General features: G+C 30.9%; 19 protein-coding genes, 1 tRNA gene and 1 other RNA gene. 19 read left to right on the top strand and 2 right to left on the bottom strand.

Annotation, left to right across the window (positions count from 1 at the left end):
* The first annotated feature begins 59 nt into the window (after positions 1–59).
* The 7 genes from JOC47_RS08265 to JOC47_RS08295 all read left to right on the top strand — a co-directional run bounded on the left by JOC47_RS08265 (position 60) and on the right by JOC47_RS08295 (position 6,734).
* Entirely contained in the window at positions 60–650 is a 591-nt protein-coding gene (locus tag JOC47_RS08265) for a flavodoxin family protein (protein WP_204701601.1), read from the top strand.
* Positions 651–684: 34 nt separating this feature from the next.
* A complete protein-coding gene (locus JOC47_RS08270; protein WP_204701602.1) occupies positions 685–2,457 on the top strand; it encodes a sigma-54 interaction domain-containing protein in 1,773 nt (590 codons plus the stop codon).
* A gap of 104 nt (positions 2,458–2,561) precedes the next feature.
* A complete protein-coding gene (gene secG / locus JOC47_RS08275; RefSeq protein WP_204701603.1) occupies positions 2,562–2,786 on the top strand; it encodes a preprotein translocase subunit SecG in 225 nt (74 codons plus the stop codon).
* A gap of 537 nt (positions 2,787–3,323) precedes the next feature.
* A complete protein-coding gene (gene rnr / locus JOC47_RS08280; protein WP_204701604.1) occupies positions 3,324–5,444 on the top strand; it encodes a ribonuclease R in 2,121 nt (706 codons plus the stop codon).
* Positions 5,445–5,512: 68 nt separating this feature from the next.
* Positions 5,513–5,992 carry an SsrA-binding protein SmpB gene (smpB, locus tag JOC47_RS08285; protein ID WP_204701605.1) on the top strand — a complete coding sequence of 160 codons (480 nt, stop codon included), beginning with the start codon at positions 5,513–5,515 and terminating at the stop codon, positions 5,990–5,992.
* A gap of 72 nt (positions 5,993–6,064) precedes the next feature.
* Positions 6,065–6,432, top strand: a transfer-messenger RNA (tmRNA) gene (ssrA, locus tag JOC47_RS08290).
* A gap of 226 nt (positions 6,433–6,658) precedes the next feature.
* Positions 6,659–6,734, top strand: a tRNA-Trp gene (locus JOC47_RS08295).
* Positions 6,735–6,907: 173 nt separating this feature from the next.
* Here the strand turns inward: JOC47_RS08295 and JOC47_RS08300 are convergent.
* Together JOC47_RS08300 and JOC47_RS08305 are read right to left on the bottom strand one after the other, a co-directional pair.
* Complete coding sequence (locus JOC47_RS08300) at positions 6,908–8,059, bottom strand: tyrosine-type recombinase/integrase (protein WP_204701606.1); 1,152 nt, start codon at positions 8,057–8,059, stop codon at positions 6,908–6,910.
* A 101-nt stretch (positions 8,060–8,160) separates the two neighbouring features.
* Positions 8,161–8,424, bottom strand: coding sequence for a helix-turn-helix domain-containing protein (locus JOC47_RS08305; protein WP_204701607.1), 264 nt, complete (start codon positions 8,422–8,424; stop codon positions 8,161–8,163).
* A gap of 209 nt (positions 8,425–8,633) precedes the next feature.
* Here JOC47_RS08305 and JOC47_RS08310 point away from each other — a divergent pair, with 209 nt between their 5' ends.
* The 12 genes from JOC47_RS08310 (at position 8,634) to JOC47_RS08365 (ending at position 23,730) form a co-directional block, all read left to right on the top strand.
* The gene (locus JOC47_RS08310) at positions 8,634–9,626 is read left to right on the top strand and encodes a helix-turn-helix domain-containing protein (RefSeq protein ID WP_204701608.1); all 993 of its coding nucleotides are present in this window, start codon (positions 8,634–8,636) and stop codon (positions 9,624–9,626) included.
* 193 nt (positions 9,627–9,819) lie between these two features.
* Positions 9,820–10,083, top strand: a complete 264-nt coding sequence (locus tag JOC47_RS08315; RefSeq protein WP_204701609.1) for a stage V sporulation protein S — start codon at positions 9,820–9,822, stop codon at positions 10,081–10,083.
* A 16-nt stretch (positions 10,084–10,099) separates the two neighbouring features.
* The gene (locus tag JOC47_RS08320; RefSeq protein ID WP_204701610.1) at positions 10,100–11,584 is read left to right on the top strand and encodes a class I SAM-dependent DNA methyltransferase; all 1,485 of its coding nucleotides are present in this window, start codon (positions 10,100–10,102) and stop codon (positions 11,582–11,584) included.
* Positions 11,562–12,860, top strand: coding sequence for a restriction endonuclease subunit S (locus JOC47_RS08325; RefSeq protein WP_204701611.1), 1,299 nt, complete (start codon positions 11,562–11,564; stop codon positions 12,858–12,860). The genes JOC47_RS08320 and JOC47_RS08325 overlap by 23 nt, the downstream gene beginning before the upstream one ends.
* Positions 12,861–12,980: 120 nt before the next feature.
* Entirely contained in the window at positions 12,981–16,052 is a 3,072-nt protein-coding gene (locus JOC47_RS08330) for a type I restriction endonuclease subunit R (RefSeq protein ID WP_204701612.1), read from the top strand.
* 13 nt (positions 16,053–16,065) lie between these two features.
* Positions 16,066–16,794, top strand: coding sequence for a M48 family metallopeptidase (locus JOC47_RS08335; protein ID WP_204701613.1), 729 nt, complete (start codon positions 16,066–16,068; stop codon positions 16,792–16,794).
* 37 nt (positions 16,795–16,831) lie between these two features.
* Positions 16,832–17,344 carry a KwaA family protein gene (locus JOC47_RS08340; RefSeq protein WP_204701614.1) on the top strand — a complete coding sequence of 171 codons (513 nt, stop codon included), beginning with the start codon at positions 16,832–16,834 and terminating at the stop codon, positions 17,342–17,344.
* Position 17,345: 1 nt separating this feature from the next.
* Positions 17,346–18,287 (top strand): Kiwa anti-phage protein KwaB-like domain-containing protein, encoded by a 942-nt coding sequence (locus JOC47_RS08345; protein WP_204701615.1) that lies wholly within the window; start codon positions 17,346–17,348, stop codon positions 18,285–18,287.
* Positions 18,288–18,494: 207 nt separating this feature from the next.
* On the top strand, positions 18,495–18,659 hold the full coding sequence (locus JOC47_RS08350; protein WP_204701616.1) for a Spo0E family sporulation regulatory protein-aspartic acid phosphatase: 165 nt from the start codon (positions 18,495–18,497) through the stop codon (positions 18,657–18,659).
* A gap of 99 nt (positions 18,660–18,758) precedes the next feature.
* Positions 18,759–20,540 (top strand): diguanylate cyclase, encoded by a 1,782-nt coding sequence (locus JOC47_RS08355; RefSeq protein ID WP_204701617.1) that lies wholly within the window; start codon positions 18,759–18,761, stop codon positions 20,538–20,540.
* Between the two features lie 38 nt (positions 20,541–20,578).
* Entirely contained in the window at positions 20,579–21,790 is a 1,212-nt protein-coding gene (locus tag JOC47_RS08360) for an EAL and HDOD domain-containing protein (protein WP_204701618.1), read from the top strand.
* 62 nt (positions 21,791–21,852) lie between these two features.
* The gene (locus JOC47_RS08365) at positions 21,853–23,730 is read left to right on the top strand and encodes a methyl-accepting chemotaxis protein (protein ID WP_338035337.1); all 1,878 of its coding nucleotides are present in this window, start codon (positions 21,853–21,855) and stop codon (positions 23,728–23,730) included.
* Positions 23,731–23,820: the final 90 nt, after the last annotated feature.

Here is a 23,820-nt window from a genome sequence, read left to right on the forward strand (position 1 = left end):
TTACTAAATTATGATATAATAATAACTAGACAGATTTTGTCTATTGAGGGGGCAGAATAATGAAAATACTAGGAATTTGTGGAAGTCCAGCTGAAAGAGGTTCTTATGCATTATTAGAGAAGACATTAGATGGAATAGATGAAGAAGTAGAGACTGAAATACTTCATATTGCAGATTATGATTTAGAGATGTGTATTGGCTGTAATGTGTGTGTTAAAGGTAAGGAATGTAAATTAGATGATGATTTAGAAGAGATAGTGCCTAAATTATTAGAAGCTGATGCTTATATATTTAGCGTTCCTTCTTATTATGGCTCTGTACCAGGAATTCTTAAGAATTTCATGGACCGGACGCGATATCTAAAGATGAATGACCATCAATTAAAAGATAAATTATTAGGAGCAGTTGCTACTTCAGGCTTACTGCACGGGGGTGCACAAAGCGCTATAGAAACTGTTTATCGTTTTGGTTTGACAAATGGTATGATTATGGTTGGAGCTGCAGGCTCACCAACTTCTGATGCTAATATGGCAATTGCTACAAGTCAAACACATGATTCATGGCAAAAAGTACAGGAGGATGAATTAGCAGTTGAAGTGGCTAATAACCTTGCGCAAAGAATAGTTGGATTACTGAAAAAGTTTAATTAGGATCCAACTCAAATAAAAATGGAGATGATAATTAATGGATCTAAGTCAGTTTGAAAATAAGCAAGAAATTTGGAACTGGCTGCAGGCAATTGCAGATTCAGTTTATAATTGTATTATTGCTATTGGTACTGATGCCCAAATAATATTAATTAATGAAGCAAGTGAAGATCTATTAGATACTAATAAAGAGGAAGTATTAGGAACACATATTAAAGATGTAATTCCGGAAACAGGATTAACTGAAGTATTGGACAAAAAAATTAGTGAGACCGGTCAACGGTTGCAACTAAGTCAGCAAAACAAAGAGATTTATTCTAATCGGACCCCTATTACTTTTAAAGGAAAAGTAGTAGGGGCAATTGCTGTTTTCCAAGATATAAATGATATTCAAGCAGTAAGAGATGAATTAAGAGATACTAGACATGAGCTGAATGTTTTAGATACAATGCTAAATGAGGCTTATGAGGCGATAGTGATTGTTGATGAAGACGGTTATATTACTAAATTTAATCGTGCTTATGAAGAATTTTTAGGGATTAAAGAAGAAAATGTATTAGGAGAGCATGTAACTGATATAATTGAAAATACTAGAATGCATAAAGTGATTAAGACTGGTGAAAAAGAGATTGGTCACTTGCAGAAGATTGAAGGAAATGAGATGGTCTGTAGTAGAATTCCGATTGAAGAAGGTAATGAAATCATTGGGGCCATCGGAAAAGTTCTATTTAAGGATTTGAAAGAACTGCGGGCTCTTGCTCAGCGCTTAGAAGGATTAGAAAATCAGTTGAATCATTATAAAAATGAGATTAAAAGACTTGAAGAAGCAAAATACTCTTTTGATAATATCTTAACTCAAAATAAAAAAATGAAGTATTTAAAGAAATTAGCTAAAGAAGCAGCCGAAAGTAAATCTACAGTGTTAATTCAAGGAGAGAGTGGAACAGGTAAGGAATTGTTTGCTCATGCGATACATAAGGCTAGTTATCGTAAGTATGGAGCGTTTATTCGTGTTAATTGTGCGGCCATTCCGGAAAACTTGCTTGAATCAGAGCTATTTGGCTATGAAGAAGGATCTTTTACTGGAGCAGTTGAAGGGGGAAAGCCGGGGAAGTTTGAGTTGGCCCAAGAAGGAACTATCTTTTTAGATGAAATCGGAACAATGCCTAAAAATATGCAAGTTAAATTACTGCGGGTTCTGCAGGAACGAGAAGTACAAAGGATTGGCAGTAATCAAGTGATAGACCTTGATGTACGAGTGATTGCAGCTACTAATGAAAATTTAGAAAAACAGGTGCGTGAGGGTGAATTCAGAAAAGATTTATATTATCGTTTAAATGTAATTAATTTAGCAATCCCGCCTCTGCGGGAGCGGCGTGGTGACATTCCAATGTTAGCCCGTTCTATTATTGCTGATTTAGCACACGAGTTAAATTTAGAGCCAAAGAAACTAGACCCCCAAACTATTGAACTATTAAAGAACTATGATTGGCCCGGTAATGTGAGAGAATTGCATAATTTTATGGAAAGATGTTTAAACCTAGCAGATGGTAAAGTGATTTTGCCTAGGCATTTACCAGCAGTAGTAACGCAAGAGACATTAGAAACAAGTGATGATGGTTCTGAATTAGGAATTGAAGAGCATGATTTGAATGAAATTGTGGTTCAATCAGAAATGAAAGCAATAAAAAATGCTCTTAATAAGACTGAAGGTAATAAGACCGAAGCAGCAAAATTGCTAGGGATTCATCGTACCTCCTTATATCAAAAAATAAGTCGTTATGGTATAGATGATAGTATTTTTAGCTAAAATGATATAAATCATTTGAGAATAGGATTTATGCTATTGCATTTTATATTTTATTATGTTAAAATATAACTGCTATTCTTTGTCAGGAGGTGCAGTAATAAAAAATGTTATTCACATTGAAAGTAGTGCATATTATTGTTTGTATTGCGTTAATTACAGGAGTACTATTACAGTCTGGTAAAAGTGCAGGTTTAGGTGCTATTGAAGGAGGAGCTTCTTCAGTATTTGGTGATGAAGGAAGACAATTAGATCAAATTTTAAGTAAAGTTACGACAGTGGCTGCTATTTTATTTATGATCTTATCTTTAACTATTGCTTATCTTCAATAATTAATATTGTCTGTAATCACCAAAACTCTTAGTTAGAGTGCATCTAGCTGAGAGTTTTTATTTTTACAATTTCGTATATTAATTTTAAATATGTTAAAAATAATCTATATAAAGTGTAACTTTCGGGATTAAGATAAAATGATTTCTTCGCTTATAAATCTAGTTTGATTCGTCTAAATTTGTATAATAAGCTGCAATTTAGTTTTGACGAACAGGAAGTTTTAATGTCCCGAATATCACAGGACGTGATTGTTATGAGGGACGAATTAAATTTGAAATTAAACTCCCAAAATCATTTTTTATTATACTTCATTAAGACTTATTGACAAACTAGATTTGAAGTCGCTGCGAAACAATTTTATCTTAATCCAAGGCAGTTTTACTTTAATAGTGGGGGCAGGGATATACTATTTTGAGGTTGTTTATTTTTTGATTGTGCTTTTTGGTTTTGATTTAACTGTAAATTGTTCACTGTTTTACTGTTAAACTGAAAGTGCCACTTTATATAGATAAATAAATATTTAGAGGTGATAAATTATGAGTACTAAAAGTAAAATTGTTGATTTTATGAAAGAACAAGCGTATAAACCATTAACAGCAGAAGAGTTATTAAAAGAATTTGATATTCCTAAACGTGATAGAGATAAATTTTTAGACTTGTTAGAAGAAATAGAGAACGATGGATTGATTATTAAAAACCGTAAAGAAAGATATGGTGTTCCTGAGCGAATGGATTTAGTTGTTGGAAGACTTCAGGGGCATGCAAAGGGATTTGGCTTTTTAATTCCTGATAATCCAGAACAAGAAGACGTTTATATTAGTATTGAAGATATAGATGGAGCAATGCATAATGATCGTGTAGTAGTTAGATTAATCGGAGAGAAAAAAGGTAAAAGTACAGCAGGAGAAGTAATTAAAATTTTAGAAAGAGCTAACCATCAGATTGTAGGAGAATATGAAGATAGTGGAGATTTTGGTTTTGTTGTGCCTGATGATGGCAAGATCTTTCATGATGTATTTGTACCTAAAAGCCAATCTAAGGGAGCGCAAGAAGGAGATAAAGTAGTAGTTGAGATTAATCAATGGCCTGCTAAGAGAAGAAATCCTGAAGGTGAAATAACTGAAATTTTAGGACATAAGACTGATTCTGGTGTAGATATTGAAACAATTATTAAAAAGTTAGATTTACCAGCTGATTTTCCATCTGATGTTAGGGAAGAAGTAGCAGCAATTCCGGAAAAAATTAGTGAAAAAGAAATTAATAGAAGAACAGACCTTAGGGATGTCAAGATGGTAACTATTGATGGAGAAGATGCTAAAGACTTTGATGATGCTGTTTCTATAGAAAAATTAAATGAAGAAGAAGCTAGGTTAGGGGTACATATAGCAGATGTAACCCATTATGTAAAAGAAGGAAGTCCATTAGATCAGGAAGCTTTAGAACGAGGGACAAGTATCTATTTAGTTGATCGTGTAATTCCAATGTTACCTGAAAAGTTATCTAATAACTTATGTAGTTTAAGATCTGATCAAGATCGTTTAGCTATGTCTGTCTTAATGAAATTTGATTTAAATTCCGGAGAAGTTTTAGAACATGAAATTACTGAGAGTGTAATTAATGTTAATCAACGTTTAACTTATAATCAAGTTAAGAAGATGTTAGTAGATGATGACGAAGAATTAATTGATCAATTTAGTCATTTGATTGCAGAATTAAGATTAATGGCTGATCTTTCTAAGAAAGTAAGAAAGTTGCGACAAGATAAAGGTAGTGTTGATTTTGAATTTCCTGAAGCAGAAGTTGTATTAGATGAAGAGGGAAATGCAATTGATATTGAAAAAGTGGACCGTACAATAGCAGAAAAATTAATTGAAGACTTTATGATTAGAACAAATGAGGTTGTAGCAGAAGAAATGTACTATCGTGAGGTACCATTCATTTATCGAGTCCACGAAGAACCTGCTAAAGATGAAATTGAAGAACTAAATAGTTTCTTACACAATTTAGGGTATCATGTTAAAGGATTAGAAGGAGAAGTACACCCGAAATCACTGCAAAAAGTACTGAATAAAGTAGAAGGAGAACCAGAAGAAAGAGTTGTGAATACGGTATTACTACGGACAATGCAGAAAGCTCATTATCATCCACAAAATATAGGTCACTTTGGTTTAGCCTCAAGATGTTATTCTCACTTTACATCTCCAATTAGACGTTATCCTGATTTAATGATACATCGAATTATCAAAGAAGTAATTAATAAGGGAGTTTTACCGAAAGAGCGAAGAGAAGAATTAGAAGATAATCTATTCTCTATTGCGGATCATTCTTCACTACAGGAAAGAAAAGCTATGGATGCTGAAAGAGAATCTAAAGACTTGAAGAAAGTAGAATATATGAAAGATAAATTAGGTCAAGAATTTGAAGGGGTAATCAGTGGTGTAATGTCCTTTGGATTCTTTGTAGAATTAGACAATACGATTGAAGGTTTAGTTCATGTTAGTACTTTAGTCGATGATTATTATCATTACCATGAAGATAAACAAGCTATCATTGGTGAAAGAACTGCTAAAATTTATCGTTTAGGTGATGAAGTGAAAGTAGAAGTTAGTAAAGTAAATGTAGATGCTCAACAAATTGATTTTGAGCTAATCGAATAGAAATTAGCTCTTGACAAATTAAAGATTAATAGTTATAATTAAGAGTGGACTCTAAGAGGTGAAGAATTATGTCAAAAGATGATCAAATTGAAGTGATTGCCCGTAATCGTAAGGCAAAGCATGACTATCATATTGAAGAAAGCTATGAAGCAGGGATTGTGTTGCAGGGGACAGAAGTAAAGTCTGCTCGTCAGCATAATGTCAATCTTAAAGATGGTTTTGCTTTGATTAGAGATGGAGAAATATTTCTCCATAATATTCACATCTCTCCTTATAGTCATGGGAATCGAGAGAATCATGATCCTGAACGCAAGCGCAAATTGTTGCTGCATAAGCGGCAGATTAGAAGTTTGATTGGGAAGACGCAGCGTGAAGGTTATACTTTAATTCCACTGAAAATGTATTTGAAGCATAACATTGTTAAGGTGGAGTTAGGTTTAGCTAAAGGTAAGAATAAACGCGATAAACGTGAAGATATCAAAGAGAGAACTGCTCAAAGAGAAATGGAGCGTGCTCTTAAAGATAGAACCTATGGTCGCGAAAGATAATTACAATTGAATATTGGCAGGTTTCACCTTTAGATTTTGCTTCTTACTTTCTATTACTGTTAGTAACTATGTGGGGGTGTATTGGTATCGATCTATAGGGTGTGCCGGAGCCAGCGAGCCGAGATTACTATTAAGCCTCGTAATATTAATAGTGTCTAAATTTATCTGCTAACAATAACGCAGATTATTCTTTAGCTGCTGCGTAACGCAGTCAGCTAAATGCTTATAAGTCTCTTTGTCTGTGAGGGCTTATAAGTATCATAATTAAGCAGGCTACTCATTTCCTGATGCCTGTAGGGAAATGGGGAATTTAACAGGTTAGCAGTTTTAGATCCTGCTTGGGGGAGCTAAAACTGTGAAGTTCAAATCACAAGCTACGCTCGTAGAACCTCTAGGAGCACTCTATAGACACGCCAGTTCGAATCTGGCCATCTCCACCATTTTCCATATAATTAATTATATGGAAACAAAGATTCAGATTAAAAAAGGGCATAGTTAAATGACCTTTTTTAATATAGAATATTTTATTGTTTAAAAAAGTACTTAGAATGAGTTTGAAGAAAAATCATAATTATTTATTGACAATCATCTAATCTTATTATATAATCGATAAGTGCTGTGGTGATAGGAAATACAGCAAATAAAAGTAAATAAATTAATCAACGTACGGGAATAGCTCAATTGGCAGAGCACTGGACTCCAAATCCAGGTGTTGGGGGTTCAAGTCCTCCTTCCCGTGCCATTTTATTATCACTTAACTGTCGGGGTTTACGGCAGTTTTTTTAATTTTTTGAAAGTGCTTTATTTTGAACATCGTCGCCATTATGTCGCCATACTAACATAGATTAGTTATTTGAAAATGTAAAATAAGTAACCCTCTCCAATATTCAGGAGAGGGTTTTAAGGTTAATTGATTTAATTCAAACCAAAATCAAAATTTGCATTAAACTTATCAACTGCTTCTTTCTGCATTGATGGAATTACATGAGAATAAGTATCTAAAGTTTGAGTGATCGAAGAATGTCCTAGTCGTTCTTGTACAATCTTAGGATGTACTTCTGATTTGAGCATCAATGTGGCATGGGTATGTCGTAAATCATGTAATCTAAATTCGCCTAATTCTGCTGCTTCAGCAACTTGATTAAACATTTTAGTAGCATATTGAGGTAAAAATGGTTTACCATTGTTTTTTCTAAAGACTAATTTGTGTTGATTATCGTATTTGTTTCCAAACTTCTCTTTATATTCTTCTTGCTTAGCTTTTCTTTTCTTCAGCATAGTAATAATTTCATCATCAATTTGAATTGGTCGTTGGCTAGATTTAGTCTTTGGCTTATTAAAACTTAATTCTTCGCCTGTTACTTTAGTCATACTTTGTCTTACAGTAATTTTTTTATTCTCAAAGTCTATATCTGACCATCTAAGGGCCAATAATTCTCCTCTTCTCATACCAGTCTTAACTCCAAGATAAATTAAGTCATGAGCAAAGCCTTCGGCTTGGTCTAATAATTTATTGACTTCATCTTTACTTAACGGATTAATTTCTGGTGTATTAGGAGTTGGAGCTTGAACAAGTTTAGCAGGGTTTTCTCTAATCAAGTTATATTTTTCAGCTTTTTTCAATGCTTTTGATAACACTCGATGATGATATTGAACAGTTCTTGTAGATAATCCACCTTGTTTACCGTCTTTTCTGCCTGAACTTAATTTTTGTGCTTGGTATCTTTCAATGTCTTGAGGACCTAATTCAGATAATTTTTTCTGTCCTAAAGCAGGTATTAAGTGAGAGTTAATTATTATATCGTAACTTTCGTAAGTAGAAGGGGCAAGATTGTGTTTGTAATTTCTTAACCATTCTTTTAAGTAACTGCCTACTGTTTCTTCAGTATCTTCGATAAATTGATTGCTTTTAATTTCATGTTCTAGCTCTGCTGCTCTTTTTTTAGCTTCCGTTTTAGTACCATTAAATGTTTCATACTTTCTCTTTCTTTTTCCAGTTTGAGGGTTCCGTCCACATTCAATACAAATTTGATATTTTTGACGACCTTTTTTAGTAATATTTGCCATGATTATTCCTCCTTTGAGGGTTAATTCTTTCCAAAATACTGCATTATGTAAGTTACAGTATTTTGGAAAGAAGAATGATTTATTATAGGGGGTCTTAGAATCTAATGAGTTTGGGAGCTTATGTGTTCAATTAATTTCTCTTTGTTAATTACCTTTCTTCCGCCAATTTCACAAGCAGGTATTTTACCCTGATTAATCTTATCGTAAATATTGCTTGTGCTTAAATTAAGTAGGTCTGCTGCCTCTTTGACATTTAAAAATTCTACTTCGGATTTGCTGTTGTCATTATTGTTTTGAGCTAGAGTGTTGTTCAACTTTTTGATTTCGGTTAACAATTCATTGAAAACGGTTGATTGATTTGCCAAGTGTTAACCCTCCTTTAATTTATTAATGTAGTTAAAAATAAAAAATAAAAATAAATTAAATATCTAAATGTTGTTTTACTATATTTCAATTATACATTGGAAGTTAGATTTTGTCAAGGTTAATATCACAAAAAAATATTTAATATCTATAAAGGCTACTTTACTAAAATATAATTTTGTTGTATAATTCAAATAAAGGAGGTATAGAAATGGGAAATAAAGAAGTAACCATAATAAGCGAGAGAATGAAAGAATTAAGGAATGATAAGGAGTTAACACAAAAAGATTTAAAGAACGAATTAAGAGAAAAAAAAGGATTAAAAATTACGCAACAGTCAATCAGTTTTTATGAAGCGGGTAAAAGAAAGCCCAAATATGATTTGGTTTATCATTTAGCTGACTATTATGAAGTTTCAGCTGATTATATATTAGGTAGAACTGAATATAAACATCAGCCTCACATTGGATTAATTAAAAAGTTTTGGGATGATCTAGTTAAACCTGCTTTAGTTGACACAATATTACCTGAAAAGTTTAAGGTAGAATATAATAGCAGATTAAAGCAGGTAAAAGAACTATTAGAACAATTGTCTATTGAATATAAAAATGCAGATACTTTAACAGGAGTATTTAATAGATTAGATAAGTCAGATCAGCAGAAAATTGCTCGCTACTATATATATAATGTTAACATAGCAGACAAGGAGTTAGAGATATTTTATCGAATAACATCAACTGAAGGAAAAGAAGAAACTAAAAGAATTGATATATCTAATGAGGGTACTAATTATAGTCTGCCTAAAAAACCTATTGATATTTATCCTAATGCTAAAGTGCCTATAGTAAAAAAATTAAAACAAGATGAAAAACTTTGGGTTAAATCCAATATTAAAGGACATAGAGTAACCGATCCTAAAGGTATTGAGAAGTTTAATGAGTGTTTCTACTTAGAAGTAAAAACAGATACTTTGACTGGCAATCGAATCAAAATTGGAGATAGGCTGTTGATTGAAAAAGTGAGTACAATTAATAGTGATGATAAGTGCATCATTAACTATAATGATCAATATTTCTTAGCTAATGTAGTTGAAGCAGGAGAAGAATTGTTTTTACAGCCAGTTAAAGGGCAGTCTAGTAAGTTGATTAGTCAGGAGAATGCTATTATAATAGGTAAAGTTGTTAGAGCAGAGTTCGATTTATAAAGGAAACCTTTTTAAATATGATAACGAAACTAATCTTTTAGGAGGGATAGTGTTAAGCTGTCAAGATTCTTCTATCTACTGTCAAAGATAGTTAAAGGACCTGTTAAGTTTTTAAAATACATAGCTAGGAGTAGAATTTGGAAAGGTGTTTTTAAATTGTTCAAATGACCAACTCAAATGAGGAGGTACATATATGGAATTACTAAAAGTAGCATCAAAATCTGATCCTAAAGCTGTAGCAGGAGCCTTAGCTGGAGTAATAAGAGAAGAAGATAGAGTAGAGCTACAAGCAGTAGGTGCTGGTGCTTTAAATCAAGCTGTAAAAGCAGTAGCTATTGCAAGAGGTTATGTTGCTTCTAATGGAATAGATTTGTATTGTATACCTGGTTTTAAAGATATTGAAATTGAACAGGAAGAACGAACAGCTATTAAATTAATTATCAAATCAAGAAATTAAAATTGGAGGGATTACTTTGTCAGAAGATATTTTAACATTAGATAAACTAGAATCTTACTTGTGGGAGTCTGCTGATATACTAAGAGGCAGTATTGATTCAGCAGACTATAAGAACTATATCTTTGGGATGTTATTTTTAAAACGAATTAATGATGTCTTTGCAGAAGAACAAGCAGAAATGAAAGAAGGCGAAGGAGAATTTATAGATAAACCTCTTTTTTATGAGTTTTATGTGCCTGAACGAGCTAGATGGGAACATCTTGCTAGTATTAAACAAGATATAGGAGCAGCCTTAAATAAAGCCTTTGAAGAATTAGAAGAAGAGAATGAGATGTTAGAAGGAGTATTAGTCAATATTGACTTTAATGATAAAGAACGATTGCCTGATCATGTATTAGACCAGTTGATCCAGCATTTTTCAAAATATACACTGAGTAATGAAAAATTAGAAGATCCAGATATATTAGGAACAGCTTATGAGTATTTGATTAAGCAGTTTGCAGATGATGCAGGCAAGAAAGGTGGAGAGTTCTATACTCCGCAGGAAGTAGTAAAGTTATTAGTAGAGATATTAGACCCTCAGCCAGGGATGAGAGTTCATGACCCCTGTTGTGGTTCTGGGGGGATGTTAGTTTATTCAGCCGATCACTTAAAAGAGAATGGTTTTGATACTTCAAGGATTACTCTCTATGGACAAGAACGGAATCTTAATACTTGGGCTATCTGTAAGATGAACATGCTCTTACATGGTCACTATGATGCAGAAATAGCTAAAGGAGATACAATGCGAGATCCTGAGTTTACTACAGGTGGAGATTTAGATCAATTTGATATTGTACTAGCTAATCCAATGTGGAATCAGAAGCGATGGAGTAAAGAGTATATTCAAGATTCAGAACCTTATGGACGAATGAGATATGGATATCCACCAAAGAACAAAGGAGATTGGGCTTGGATACAGCATATGATTGCTAGTACTAACAAAGAAGGGCGATTAGGTGTTGTGTTAGACAATGGAGCTTTATTCCGCAGTCGTTCTGAAGGTAAGATTAGAAAGAAAGTGCTGCAGGATGATTTAATTGAAGCAGTAATTGCTTTACCAGGTAATCTGTTTGCTAATACCTCATCACCAGGTTGTATTTTGGTCTTTAATAAAGACAAACCGAAAGAACGAAAAGATAAAGTACTATTTATTTATGCTGAAGAAGATTATGAAGAGTTAAGTAATCAGAATAGATTGCGAGAAGAAGACCTTGAGAAGATATTAGATGCTTATCATAACTTTGAAGATGTAGAAAAGTACTGTCGAGTAGCTGATATGGAAGAAATTGAACGTAATGACTTTAATCTTAATGTGCCGAGATATGTGGATACTACTGAACCTGAAGAACCAGTTGATATTGAAGAGGTATTAGATGATCTTGAGCAGCTTGAAGAGGAGTATGAAGAAGTTGAGAGTGAATTAGAAGGTTATTTAAGTGAGTTGGGGTATGATGGGTAGAGATATGAAAGAGGTTAGAATTGGTCCTAAAAAAGAAATGATTCCTAAAAATTGGAATGTAAAAGAATTAAGTCAGGTTAGCAAAAATAATGGACAATATGGAGCTAATGAGTCTGCTGAAGAATTTGATGCTGAACAATTTAGATATATAAGAATAACAGATATTTCAGAAGACGGCAGACTAAAAAATAATGATAAGAAAAGTATCGAAAAAAAAGAAGAAAATGAAAAGTATATATTAAATGAGGGAGATATTGTTTTTGCTCGAACTGGTTCCGTAGGAAGAACTTATTTATATAAAGATAGAGATACTGAAATCACCTGTGTTTTTGCAGGATATTTAATTAAGTTTGAGCTGAATAGTAAAGAAATAGATTACGATTATTTGTCTCATTATACTCATTCTTATCTTTACAATAGTTGGATTAATAGTTTTTCTAGAAGCACTACTCTGGCAAATATAAATGCTACTGAATATTCTACTTTACCTATTATTTATCCCCCACTTCCAGAACAGAAGAAAATAGCAGATGTTTTATCTTCAGTCGATCAGGCGATAGAGAAGACAGATCAAATTATTGCTAAGACTCAAGAGTTGAAGAAGGGATTGATGCAGGAGTTATTGACGAAAGGGATTGGGCATGACGAATTTAAGGAAGTTAGAATTGGCAGTAAAAAATATGAGATACCAAGAAATTGGAATTTAGTGAGACTTGAAAAAATGTTTGATCTCATAAATGGGCGATCTTTTAAGAAAAATGAATGGTCTAATGAAGGGTTGCAAATTATTAGAATTCAGGATTTAAGAGAAAATGAAAATTCCGAAACAAATTATTGTAATTTTGAAGTCAAAGATAAGTATTATGTTAATAAAGGGGATTTGTTATTTTGTTGGGCAGGCAATATAAATACTTCGTTAGGTGCGTATATTTGGAATAAAGAAAAGGCTGTATTAAATCAGCATATATATAATTTGAAATCTAAAGAAAAAAATTATAATGAATATTATAAAAATTATCTTAATTATATGTTACCGTTATTAAAAACTTTAGTAGGGGGATCGGCGGGACAAATTCATATAACAAAAGGAGATTTAAATTCTTTTAAATTATTAGTTCCTCCACTAGAAGAACAAAAGAAAATAGCTAATATTCTATCTTCAGTAGATAATAAAATTCAGAAAAAACAGGAGCAGAAGGAAAAACTAGAAGAACTAAAAAAAGGTTTAATGCAGAAACTGTTAACTGGTGAAGTTAGAGTTGATGTAGAGGAATAATTACTATTTAACCACAATTAGTGATTCTAAACTAGTTGTGGTTAAATTTTAATCTTCATAATGGCAAATTTTATATTAAGTAGTTAAATTTATAATTGCTGAGAACAAGGAGGGTATTATATGAGTCGAGATTGGGATGAATATCATTTAGTAGAAAAGAGAGCTTTAGATCTATTCCAAGAATTAGATTATCAAGTTTATGACGTAGAACAAGGCGATAGTATACCTCATAGAGAATCAAAGCATCAAGTATTACTCTTAGATAAATTAAGAGAGTCGTTACGACGGATTAATCCTTGGTTAAATGAAAATAACTTAAATAAAGCAGTTAATCAGATTCGACCTGCTAAGATACAGGCTACTAATTTAATGGATGCAAATGAGAAAGTTTATGAGAAATTAGTGCAGCATATTTCACTACAGCAGGATTTAGGTAAAGGAAAGAAAAACCAAACCGTTAAATATATTGATTACAATAATCCTGAGAATAATGAGTTTATAGCTCTTAATCAGTATACTGTGCAAGGCAAAGAAAAAATAAGAACTGATATTACAGTCTTTATTAATGGTCTTCCGATAGCAGTTATTGAATGTAAGAACGAATCCACCTGTAATCAACCTGAAGAAGAAGCAATTAATCAATTGCAGAGATACCAAGATTTAAGAGATTATGAAGCAGATGAAGGAGCAGAGAAACTCTTTTATACCAATCAATTTTTAGTAGCAGCTTGGGGTCCCTCAGCTTCAGCAGCTCCTGTAGGTACTCCTGCTCGTCATTTTAGAGAATGGAAAGATCCTTATCCACATACAAGGGATGAAATTGAAGAACTAACTGATAAAGAACCTAATTTGCAGGATATACTCTTGTTTTCTATCTTCAAGAAAGAAAATCTGCTTGATTTAATGCAAAACTTTACTGTCTTTGAACAAGAGGGTAATACTTTAGTTAAAAAAACAGCCCGCTATCAACAGTTCAGAGCAGTAAATAAAGCTTTAGATAGAATTCAAACAGCTGATAGTTTAGCTGATAGGAATGGTACAGTCTGGCATACTCAGGGTTCAGGTAAGTCTTTGTCGATGCTCTTTTTAGCTTTGAAGTTACGGCGAATGAAGGAGTTAAATAATCCTACTCTGTTAATAGTAACAGATAGAGTAGATTTAGATCGTCAGATAACTGCTACTTTTGAAAGATGTGGTTTTCCTAATCCTAAGTCTGCTGGAGGAGTAGAAGATTTAAGAGAGAAGATTAAATATGGTTCAGGTAAAACAATTATGACGACAATACATAAATTCCAGTTGACTGCTGAAGAACAGAATGAAAATAAAAAACGTGCGAGAAGTGAAGAAAAAATTAAGTATCCTGTTTTGAATGAAAGTGAAAATATTTTTGTGATGGTTGACGAAGCCCATCGAACCCAGTACAAAGATTTAGCTTTTAACATGAGAAGAGCAATGCCTAATGCTTGTTATTTGGGGTTTACGGGAACTCCGATTGAAAAAGAAGAGAGAAGTACTACTCGTACTTTTGGTGGTTATATTGATACTTATACTATCGAAGAATCAGTAGAGGATGGAGCGACTTTGCCTATTAAATATGAAGGACGATTGCCTGAACTGAAAGTAGAAGGTAATGATTTAGATGAGATATTTGAAAGAGCCTTTGCTGATTATAGTGATGAAGAAAAGGCTGAAATTAAGAAGAAATATGCTACTACTCAAGCTATAGCAGAAGCTCCCAGAAGAATTGAAAAAATCTGTTTAGATATAATCAATCATTGGGAAGAAAAGATTGCTCCTTTGAAGGCTCAAATAGTAACTACTAGTAGACGAGCAGTTGCTATTTATAAGGAAAAATTAGATGAGCTAAATGCTCCTCAATCTATTGCTATTTTCAGTAGTGGGAGCAAGAATGATCCTCCATTAATAAAAAAACACCATACGCCTAAAGATAAGCAGAAGCAGTTGATTGAAAGATTTAAAAAGCCTGATGATCCAATTAAGTTTTTAATAGTTTGTGATAAGCTCTTAACAGGCTTTGATGCTCCTGTAGAGCAAGTTATGTACTTAGACAAGCCTTTAAAAGAGCATAACCTCTTACAGGCTATAGCAAGGGTTAACAGGCGTTTTGAGAATAAGAACTTTGGTTTAATTGTAGACTATTACGGTGGGTTTGACAATCTGCAAGAAGCATTAGCTATTTTTAATGAAGAAGATGTTGAGAATGCTGCTACTCCTGTTAAAGATGAAGAACCAAGATTGCAGAGAAGATATCGTAGAGTAATGAGATTATTTGATGGTCTTAATTTAGATGATTTAGAAGAATGTGTGTTAGCCTTTGAAGATGAAGATAAACGAATGGAGTTTAAAGAAGCCTTTAAAGTATTTTCTGAGAGTATGGATATTGTGATGCCTGATCCAATTGCAGATCCTTATCGTGACGATTTGAAGACATTAGCTAAGGTTTATAGGGCAGTTAGAAATCGTTATCGAGACAAGAGTATTAACGTCAAAGGATTAGGGGCTAAGATTAGAAAGATAATTGATGACCATATTCAAGTGAGTGATATTAGTTTGCTTCATGAGCCAGTATCAATTCTAGATGAAGATAAATTCGACCAAGTAATTAAAGAAAAAGATAAAGAAGAAGCCAAAGCAAGTGAAATGGAACATGCTATCAGACATACTGTCAATGTTAAGATGGAAGAGAATCCTGTTTTCTATCAGTCGCTTAAAGAACGTTTAGAAGAAATAATTGAAAAACAAAAACAAGGACGATTTGATTTTACAGAAAAAATTGAAGCAATGCGTGGTATAATTAATAAAATGAGAAATGTTAGAACTAAAGCTGAAAAATTAGGCTTGAATGAAAAAGAATTTGCTCTCTATGAGTTATTGGAAGAAGAGTCTAAAACTGATAATGACTCCAGTGAAGCAGTAGCAGAAGATAGAGGTGAATATGAAGTAAATGATGATGCGGAATTTAAAGGAAATAAAGAGTTAAAGGAATTAGCTCAAGAATTAATGGAGAATCTAAAAGAAATGGCAGTAGTAGATTGGAAGAAGAAACAGAATAAAGTATTGAAGCCGATGAAAAGAATGATTATGAGAAAGTTGTATCAGTACGAAAAATTTAGAGATGATTTAGACAGTTTAACTACACAAATAATGAAATTAGCTAAGAATATCCTATAATGGAGATGTTATTATGCCAGCAATTGAATATGGTACTACAATTATTAAATATAAAGTGGTAAGAAGTGATCGTAAGACAGTAGGATTAGAGGTTAGTATAGAAGGTGGAGTTAAAATTAGAGCACCTGAAGAATTGTCTGAGAATGAAATTGAGGAAGTAGTAGAAAAGAAAGCAGAGTGGATTCTTAAAAAACAAGATAAATTAAGTGATGTGAAGCCTGCTCCTATCCCAAAAGAGTTTTTAAGTGGTGAGAAACTACCTTATCTTGGCAGAAGATATAGAATTAAAGTCAAAGAATCTGATAATGTTGATCAAGTAAAAGTTAAACTCTATCAAGGTAAGTTTTGGATTATGGTTAGCAAGGATGTGTCTGACTCTGATAGTAGGCGAGAGTTGATTAGAGATGAAGTTATCCAATGGTATCGTAGTCATGCTGATCAAAAGATTAGAGAACGAGTAAAGAAGTATCAAGAGCAGATAGGAGAAGCCCCTAATTTAATTAAAGTTAAAAAACAGAAGAAAAGGTGGGGTAGTTGTAGTAGCAAACGGAATCTTAATTTTAATTGGAAGTTGATTATGGCTCCTATGAGTGTTGTTGATTATCTAGTAGTTCATGAATTAGCTCATCTTAAATATCCTAATCATTCTAAAGAATTTTGGCAGTTGGTTGAAGCAGTAATACCTAATTATGAAGAAAAGCAGGAGTGGTTGAGAGTTAATGGTCGTCAATTATCAATTTGAATAAGAATTGTTACTATTGTTTATAGGGGTGATATTATTGATAAAGAAATATGTGAAATTAATATTATTTTTTAGTTCATATGCCCCATTATTTTTAATTTTCTCTATCAAAAATTCTTTTGATAGTAATGCAATCAATCTTATTTTGATTGTTGTAAGTATTTTTTCTATAATTGTCTTGTGGGTGTTCATATATAGTTATACTAAAATTGAAAGTGACTATATAAATATAGAAGAAGTAAATCCTAGGGATGGAGAAGCAACTAGTTATATAGTCACATATATAATTCCATTTTTAAGTATGGATTTAACTACTTTTGAAGATAAATCATCTTTATTAATTTTATTTTTAGTATTAGGGATCATATACATTAATTCTAATATGATTTATATTAACCCCTTATTAAATTTAGCTGGGTATCATATTTTTGAAACTAAAGATAAGTCAGGAAACACATTAATTTTAATTTCAAGAAGTAAATTTATATCTGCTGGAAATAGAATTAAAGCAATTAAAATTTCAAGTAATGTATATTTGGAGGAGGATTAAAGTGGAATCTAAATTACAGAAAGTCAAAGAAATGTTAAATAAAGACTTTGCGGCGTCTCTAATTTTAGTTTCAGAATATGAAAAAGAATTCAAATTTAGAAAAGTTTCATTAGAAGGAGATTTAGCAGATGAATTTAAAAGTAAGTTATCTAATAAAATTTTATCAGTAGTCGATGATATTCATAAAGGAAAAAAGGAATTGGTTAAATATAACCCTGCTAGAAAAAAGGGAAAGCATGAAATAGAATGTTTAGATGTAAAGAACAGAAGAATAAAATCAGTTATAGATAACATACCTGAAACTACAGGTATTAAGTCATTTACCGAGGGAGAAGAAGAATTTATAAACAGCCTGCATTTCTATATTTTAGTATTTGAAATAAAGGGAGAAAAAATCACTATATTTAGAAAATGCAATAAAAAATTAAAAGTAAATAACTGTGGGATTATATCTTGGTTTAGTAAGGGAGTGTATAATAAATTCGAAGAAAGCCTGTTTCTATTTGATAATAAATTTGATTGCTTTTTATTTGAAGGTAAAATATTTATTCGAAGTACGTATTATTTTCATCTGATCTTTAGATATTATGAAGAACTAAAAAGTAATGCCGATAATATATTGGATACTTTAGACCAAAAAGTTCCTGTAAGTAATATGGATGAACTTAGAGAGGCATGCAAAGGGCATTTAACTATGCTTGCTAAGGTTAATAATATAGCTTCTAGTGATTATTTTAATGATATTGATATGGAAAATATCAAATTTGCGATAAAAGAATGTAATGTTGATGTTGATGTAGTTGAAGAAAATGGGAGAGAAAAGCTTGTATTTGATTCAGCTAATAGATGGGAAATTTTAAAATTATTAGCTGATGACTATTTAGGCTCTGTAATGACGGATTTGAAGTATGAGGTTAATTCTAAAAAGGCTGTTAATAATTAAAGTTCAATGTCCGTAATTGTAGATTTACGGACATTGAAATAAATTATAAATAAAAATTGAGTTTATTTTAAGTCCATTAATAAATAATGGGCCTTTTATTTTACCTTCTGATGTAATTTTTTATTTTTGTCTATATTATTTACTTTTTGGAAAAAAAGAATATAATATTAATTAACAATAATTACTATTTAATAAAGAAGGGATATTATGAAATTAAAAGTTATTGAACTTGAAAGAGATGACTTAGAAGAAATTTATAAAAAGGAAGACAAAAATCTAAAAAGTTCAAAATTGTTAGACCAAAGTCAAAAGTTAGACAAACTGATTGTGAAGTCATTAAGAGAGCAATTAAAACACAAATTGGATAAATAATTAACTATGATATTTTTTAGATTAATTTGTAAAAAAACAAAGGATTTTCAGTTCATTTGAAGAAATTGTTGTTAGTAATAAAAATCAGAGGTGATAATATTGGATAATGAATATTTGAGTACTTTATTTGAAGAAATATTTAATAAATTAACTATTCCTATTTTAGCTGTAGATGAAAACTTTATCATTACAACTTTTAATAATGATTTTATCCAGAAATATGGTTCTAGTGATGAAGAGAAAAGTTTTATTTTGAATTTAATATCTACTAAAGACCAAAAAAAGGTAAAAAATGAATTAGTTCTTTTATTTAATAGTCGCAAAGAGCAATCTTTTTTGCATAATATCACCATTAATGATTTTAATAATAATAGTGTTGAAGTTGATATAGAAATGAACTTTTTGGATAAGACAGGAGAATTATTAATTAATTTTTATGAAGTAGTTTCGGAAGATTTAGATGAAGTATATCAAAAGTATAAAACTATATTCAATAATACTAATGATGCATTATTTTTAATTGATGTTACTGAAGACAATGATTTAGTTTACGATTTATTAAATCCTATTCATGAAAAATTAACTGGATTAAAAACAGAACAAGTAAAAGGTAAAACGCCTCAAGATCTATTAGGAGAAGAAGTTGGTGCTCAAGTAGAAAATAAATATAGGAAATGCCTTAATCAAAAGGGAACCATTTCTTATGAAGAAAAATTAGATTTACCTAATGGAACAAAATATTGGTTGACTAAATTATCACCAGTTATAATAGATGGAAAAGTAACTAAAATTATAGGATCAGCAAAGGATATAACTCAAATGAAAGAACAAAGAGATGAAATTGAATATATAAGTTTTCACGATCAATTAACAGGGCTTTATAATCGAAGGTTTTATGATGAAAAAGTTAAGGAGATTGAAGAAGAGCGTAAGTTTCCTGTTACTATAATTGTTGGAGATTTAAATGGATTAAAAATAACTAATGATGTTTTTGGTCATGAAGCTGGTGATGGCTTGTTAAAATTAACTGCTGAAATTTTGAAGAATTCAACTCGACGTAAGGATTATTTAGTGCGGTGGGGGGGAGATGAATTTTGTATTATTGCTCCTGAAACAAATTTTAAAGAAGGTAAAGAAATCCTAGATAGAATCAATAAGAGAACAGGCAATAGTAATTTTAGAGATATCCCTGTAAGCATAGCGTTGGGATTAGCTACTAAAAAGAGTACAGAACAAAGTTTGTCAATAATATTTAATGAAGCTGAAGAGAATATGTATAGAAATAAGGAAAGACAAAAAGAAAAGTTCAATAACAGATTGTTACAATCTCTATTAACTAAATTAGAAAAAAGTAATTACTATGTTGTAGACCATAGTCAAAGAATGGTTGATTTAGCTGCTGAATTTGCTGCAAAATTTGATTTTCCTGATAATAAAAAAGATAGATTAATGAAGGCAATTAAAGTACATGATATTGGAAAGTTAGCTCTAGATCAAGAAATGCTGAAACAAAAAACTGAATTTTCAAATGAACAGTTAAATAAATTTAAAAAGCATCCTGAATATAGCTATAAGATAATAAATAATTTTAAGAGTTTTCATAGGATTACAAGTGATATTATTCACCATCATGAACATTGGGATGGATCAGGATATCCTGATAATTTAGAAGGCAAGAACATACCTCGGTTATCTAGAATAATTGCTGTAATTGATACCTTTGATGCATTAACATTTAAAGGAGTTAATCATGAATTAGCATTAGATTATTTCAATACTAGCATGAGTGATGAAGATGCTCTCAATAAAATTAAAGAATATAAAGGTGTTTATTTTGATCCTGAAGTGGTTAATAAATTTGAAGAAATTATAACTGAGTAGATATATAATAATATACTAATTTTGAAAGGTGGATAGCGATGAAGTCTTATGTAGCAAGGCAACCTATTTTCAATCGTAATAAAGAAGTATACGGTTATGAATTATTATATAGAGATTTAAATAGTGATACTAGTAAAAATTTTGATGGAGATGATGCTACATCAGAGGTTTTAGCTAATACTTTTAGTAATATTGGGGTCAGAAATATTACTCAAGGAAAAAAGGCTTTTATAAATTTTACTTCTAATCTATTGGAAAAGGAAGTACATAGTTTGTTTGATAATAATATTTTAGTAATAGAAATATTAGAAGATGTAAAAATAACAGAAAAAATTATTAAAACTTGTTTAAATTTAAAAAATGAAAATTATATTATTGCTTTAGATGACTTTGTTTTTGATTCTAGTTATAAGCCACTATTAAAAATTGCCGATATTATTAAAGTAGATTTTTTAATTACTTCTAAAGACGAAAGAGAAAATCTTGTTGAGATTGCTAATGATTATAATATTAGATTGTTAGCAGAAAAAGTGGAAACTAAAGAAGAATTTCAAGAAGCTAAAAAAATGGGATATTCATATTTTCAGGGGTATTTTTTTAAGAAGCCAGAGATATTGAAAGGAAATGATTTGCCAGTATATCCAACTAATTATTTTCAGGGGCTTAATGAGTTAAATAAAACGAATCCTGACTTTGATAAAATAGCTGAAATTATCAAACAAGATATGTCACTTTCTTATAAATTATTAAGTATTATAAATTCAGCAGCTTTTGGTTTTAATCAAGAGATTGAGTCAATTAAACAAGCATTAGTACTTTTAGGTATTGAAGAAGTTAAGAAATGGTTTGATTTGGTAGTTATTAAAGAATTAGCTGATGATAAACCTAAAGAACTAATTAGGGAATCATTAATTAGAGCTCGAATGTGTGAACTTTTAGGGCAAGAAATTTACAATGATTTTAAATCTTCTAAATTATTTATGATTGGAATATTCTCTATGATTGATGTTTTGATGGGACGAGAGTTGCAAAATTTACTCAAAGAATTACCAATTGCTAAAGATGTAAAGGAAACTTTATTAGGTAAAGAAGGAGAATTTAATGATATTTATAAAGTTGTTTTAGCATATGAAAGTGGAGATTGGGATAAAGTGAATCATTTTACTAACAAATTAAATATAAGTAAAAATATAGTTAGAAGTTGTTTTTTAATAGCAATAGATTGGACAAAGGAAGTAATGGAAACTTAAATTTTTAGTTTTATAGATTATTTATATTGAGTGAATAAATTAAAAACTAGGAGGAGATTAAAGTGCAAATTAAATCACTTAAAGCTAAAATTTTGACTAGTTCATTACTAGTTTTAATTATAATATTTTCTATAACAATTGGTATAATAGTTTCTTCAACTAAAAATATGGCTGTTGATAAGTCAATTGATTTATCTATGTCAGAATCAAGACGATATGCTAAAATTATTGAAAATAAGTTAGAGCCAGGTTTTAATATACTTAGAGTTATAAATAGTAAAAAAGATTCTCCAAGAAATATTCCTAATGAAGATCCTAATTTAATTAAAGATATATTAGAAAGAGATCTTTTTAATAATATGTGGATAAGTTTAAGTGATGAAGATTTTAATAAAAGATATCATGTAGAAAATGGTCAATTAATAGAAAATGATATTACTTACGACTATATTAGAAAAAATAAATTTAAATCTGAGACAGTTTTAGAGCCATATACTAATATTCAAAATATGAAAGTAAGTGCTTTAGTTGTACCAATCAAGAAAGATGGAATAACAATTGGTAATTTGGGTATTACCATTAATTTTTCGGAATTACAGAATATAATTAATGGATTTGATATTTTTGAAACTGGTTTTGGTCGGCTACTTTCTAATAAAGGAGTAGTAGTAGCACATCCTGATTCAGATAGATTGTGGGATGAATCAGGGGACTTTAAAGGAGATAATGAAGATAAGTATAGAGCAGTAGTTGCTAATGGACAATTATTTCATGATGATGCTTATTCTGTTTCTTTAGGACAAAGTGTGTTTAAAAGTTTTGCTCCTGTTAAGATAGGTAATACAGAAACCCCATGGAGTTTTGGTATAGTAGTACCTCATAATGAAATGTTTGCTGAAGTTAGTAATATGACGACTAAGGTAATAATTATTAGTGTAGTTGCTTTTATAATTCTAGCAATTCTGATAGTGTTATCGGTTGATAAATTTGTTGATACTATAATTAAAATTGAGGAATATGCATTATCTATGGCAAATGGTAATTTTAACTTGGAGATTGATAATGATTTGGTTAATAAAGAAGATGAATTGGGTAAATTAGCCTTTGCTTTTAAGGAAATAAAGGATAATTTAAAAGATTTAATTGAACCTATTATGGAATTAACACAAGATTTATCAGCTTATAGTGAAGAATTATCTGCTTCAGCTGAAGAAGGTAATGCTACAATTGATACTACTCAAGATTTAATTAGAAATATTTCTGCTAGTATCCAAGAGATTTCTGCTAGTGCTCAAGAAGTAAGTAGTTTTGCTGAAGAGACCAGTCAAAAGACTGAAGTAGGAAGTAAGAATATAGATAATACTTTAAATAGTATTAATGAAATTAATAACTCCACAAATAAGGCTTTAAAAATTATTAATGATTTAGATGAAACAGCAATTGAAATTGAGAATATAATTAGTTTAATTACTAATATATCTGAACAAACTAATTTATTAGCTTTAAATGCTTCAATTGAAGCTGCTAGAGCTGGAGAAGCAGGAGAAGGATTTGCAGTAGTTGCAGATGAAATTAGAGAATTAGCAGAAGAAACTAATGAAGCTACGGATAATATAAAGAATCTCATTGATAGAACACAAAATAAAGCAGACAATGGTTTAGAAGCTATTAAAGAAGTAAGTAAAAAAGCTAAAGAAGGAAAAGAAGTAGCTCAAGAAACTGAAATAGTTTTCAATGAAATTAAAGAAGCAAGTGAACAAACAGCTGAACAGATTGATCAAACAGCGAATGCTACTCAGGAATTAACTGAGCAAAGTGAAGGAATGAATTCTAGTACTGCTGATATTAAAAATATGTCTGATGAAATAGCTAATTCTTCACAAGAATTAGCTGAAATGTCTCAAGAATTACAAAGTTTAATTGAAGAATTCAAAGTGTAAAATTAATTTTTTAAGATAAAGAGTAGCAAGTTTAATCTTGTTACTCTTTTTTTATTGATTATAAATACAGAGAGGTTGAAATATTAAAGA

The organism is Halanaerobacter jeridensis (genome assembly GCF_016908315.1).
In the GTDB taxonomy this organism is placed as follows: domain Bacteria; phylum Bacillota; class Halanaerobiia; order Halobacteroidales; family Halobacteroidaceae; genus Halanaerobacter; species Halanaerobacter jeridensis.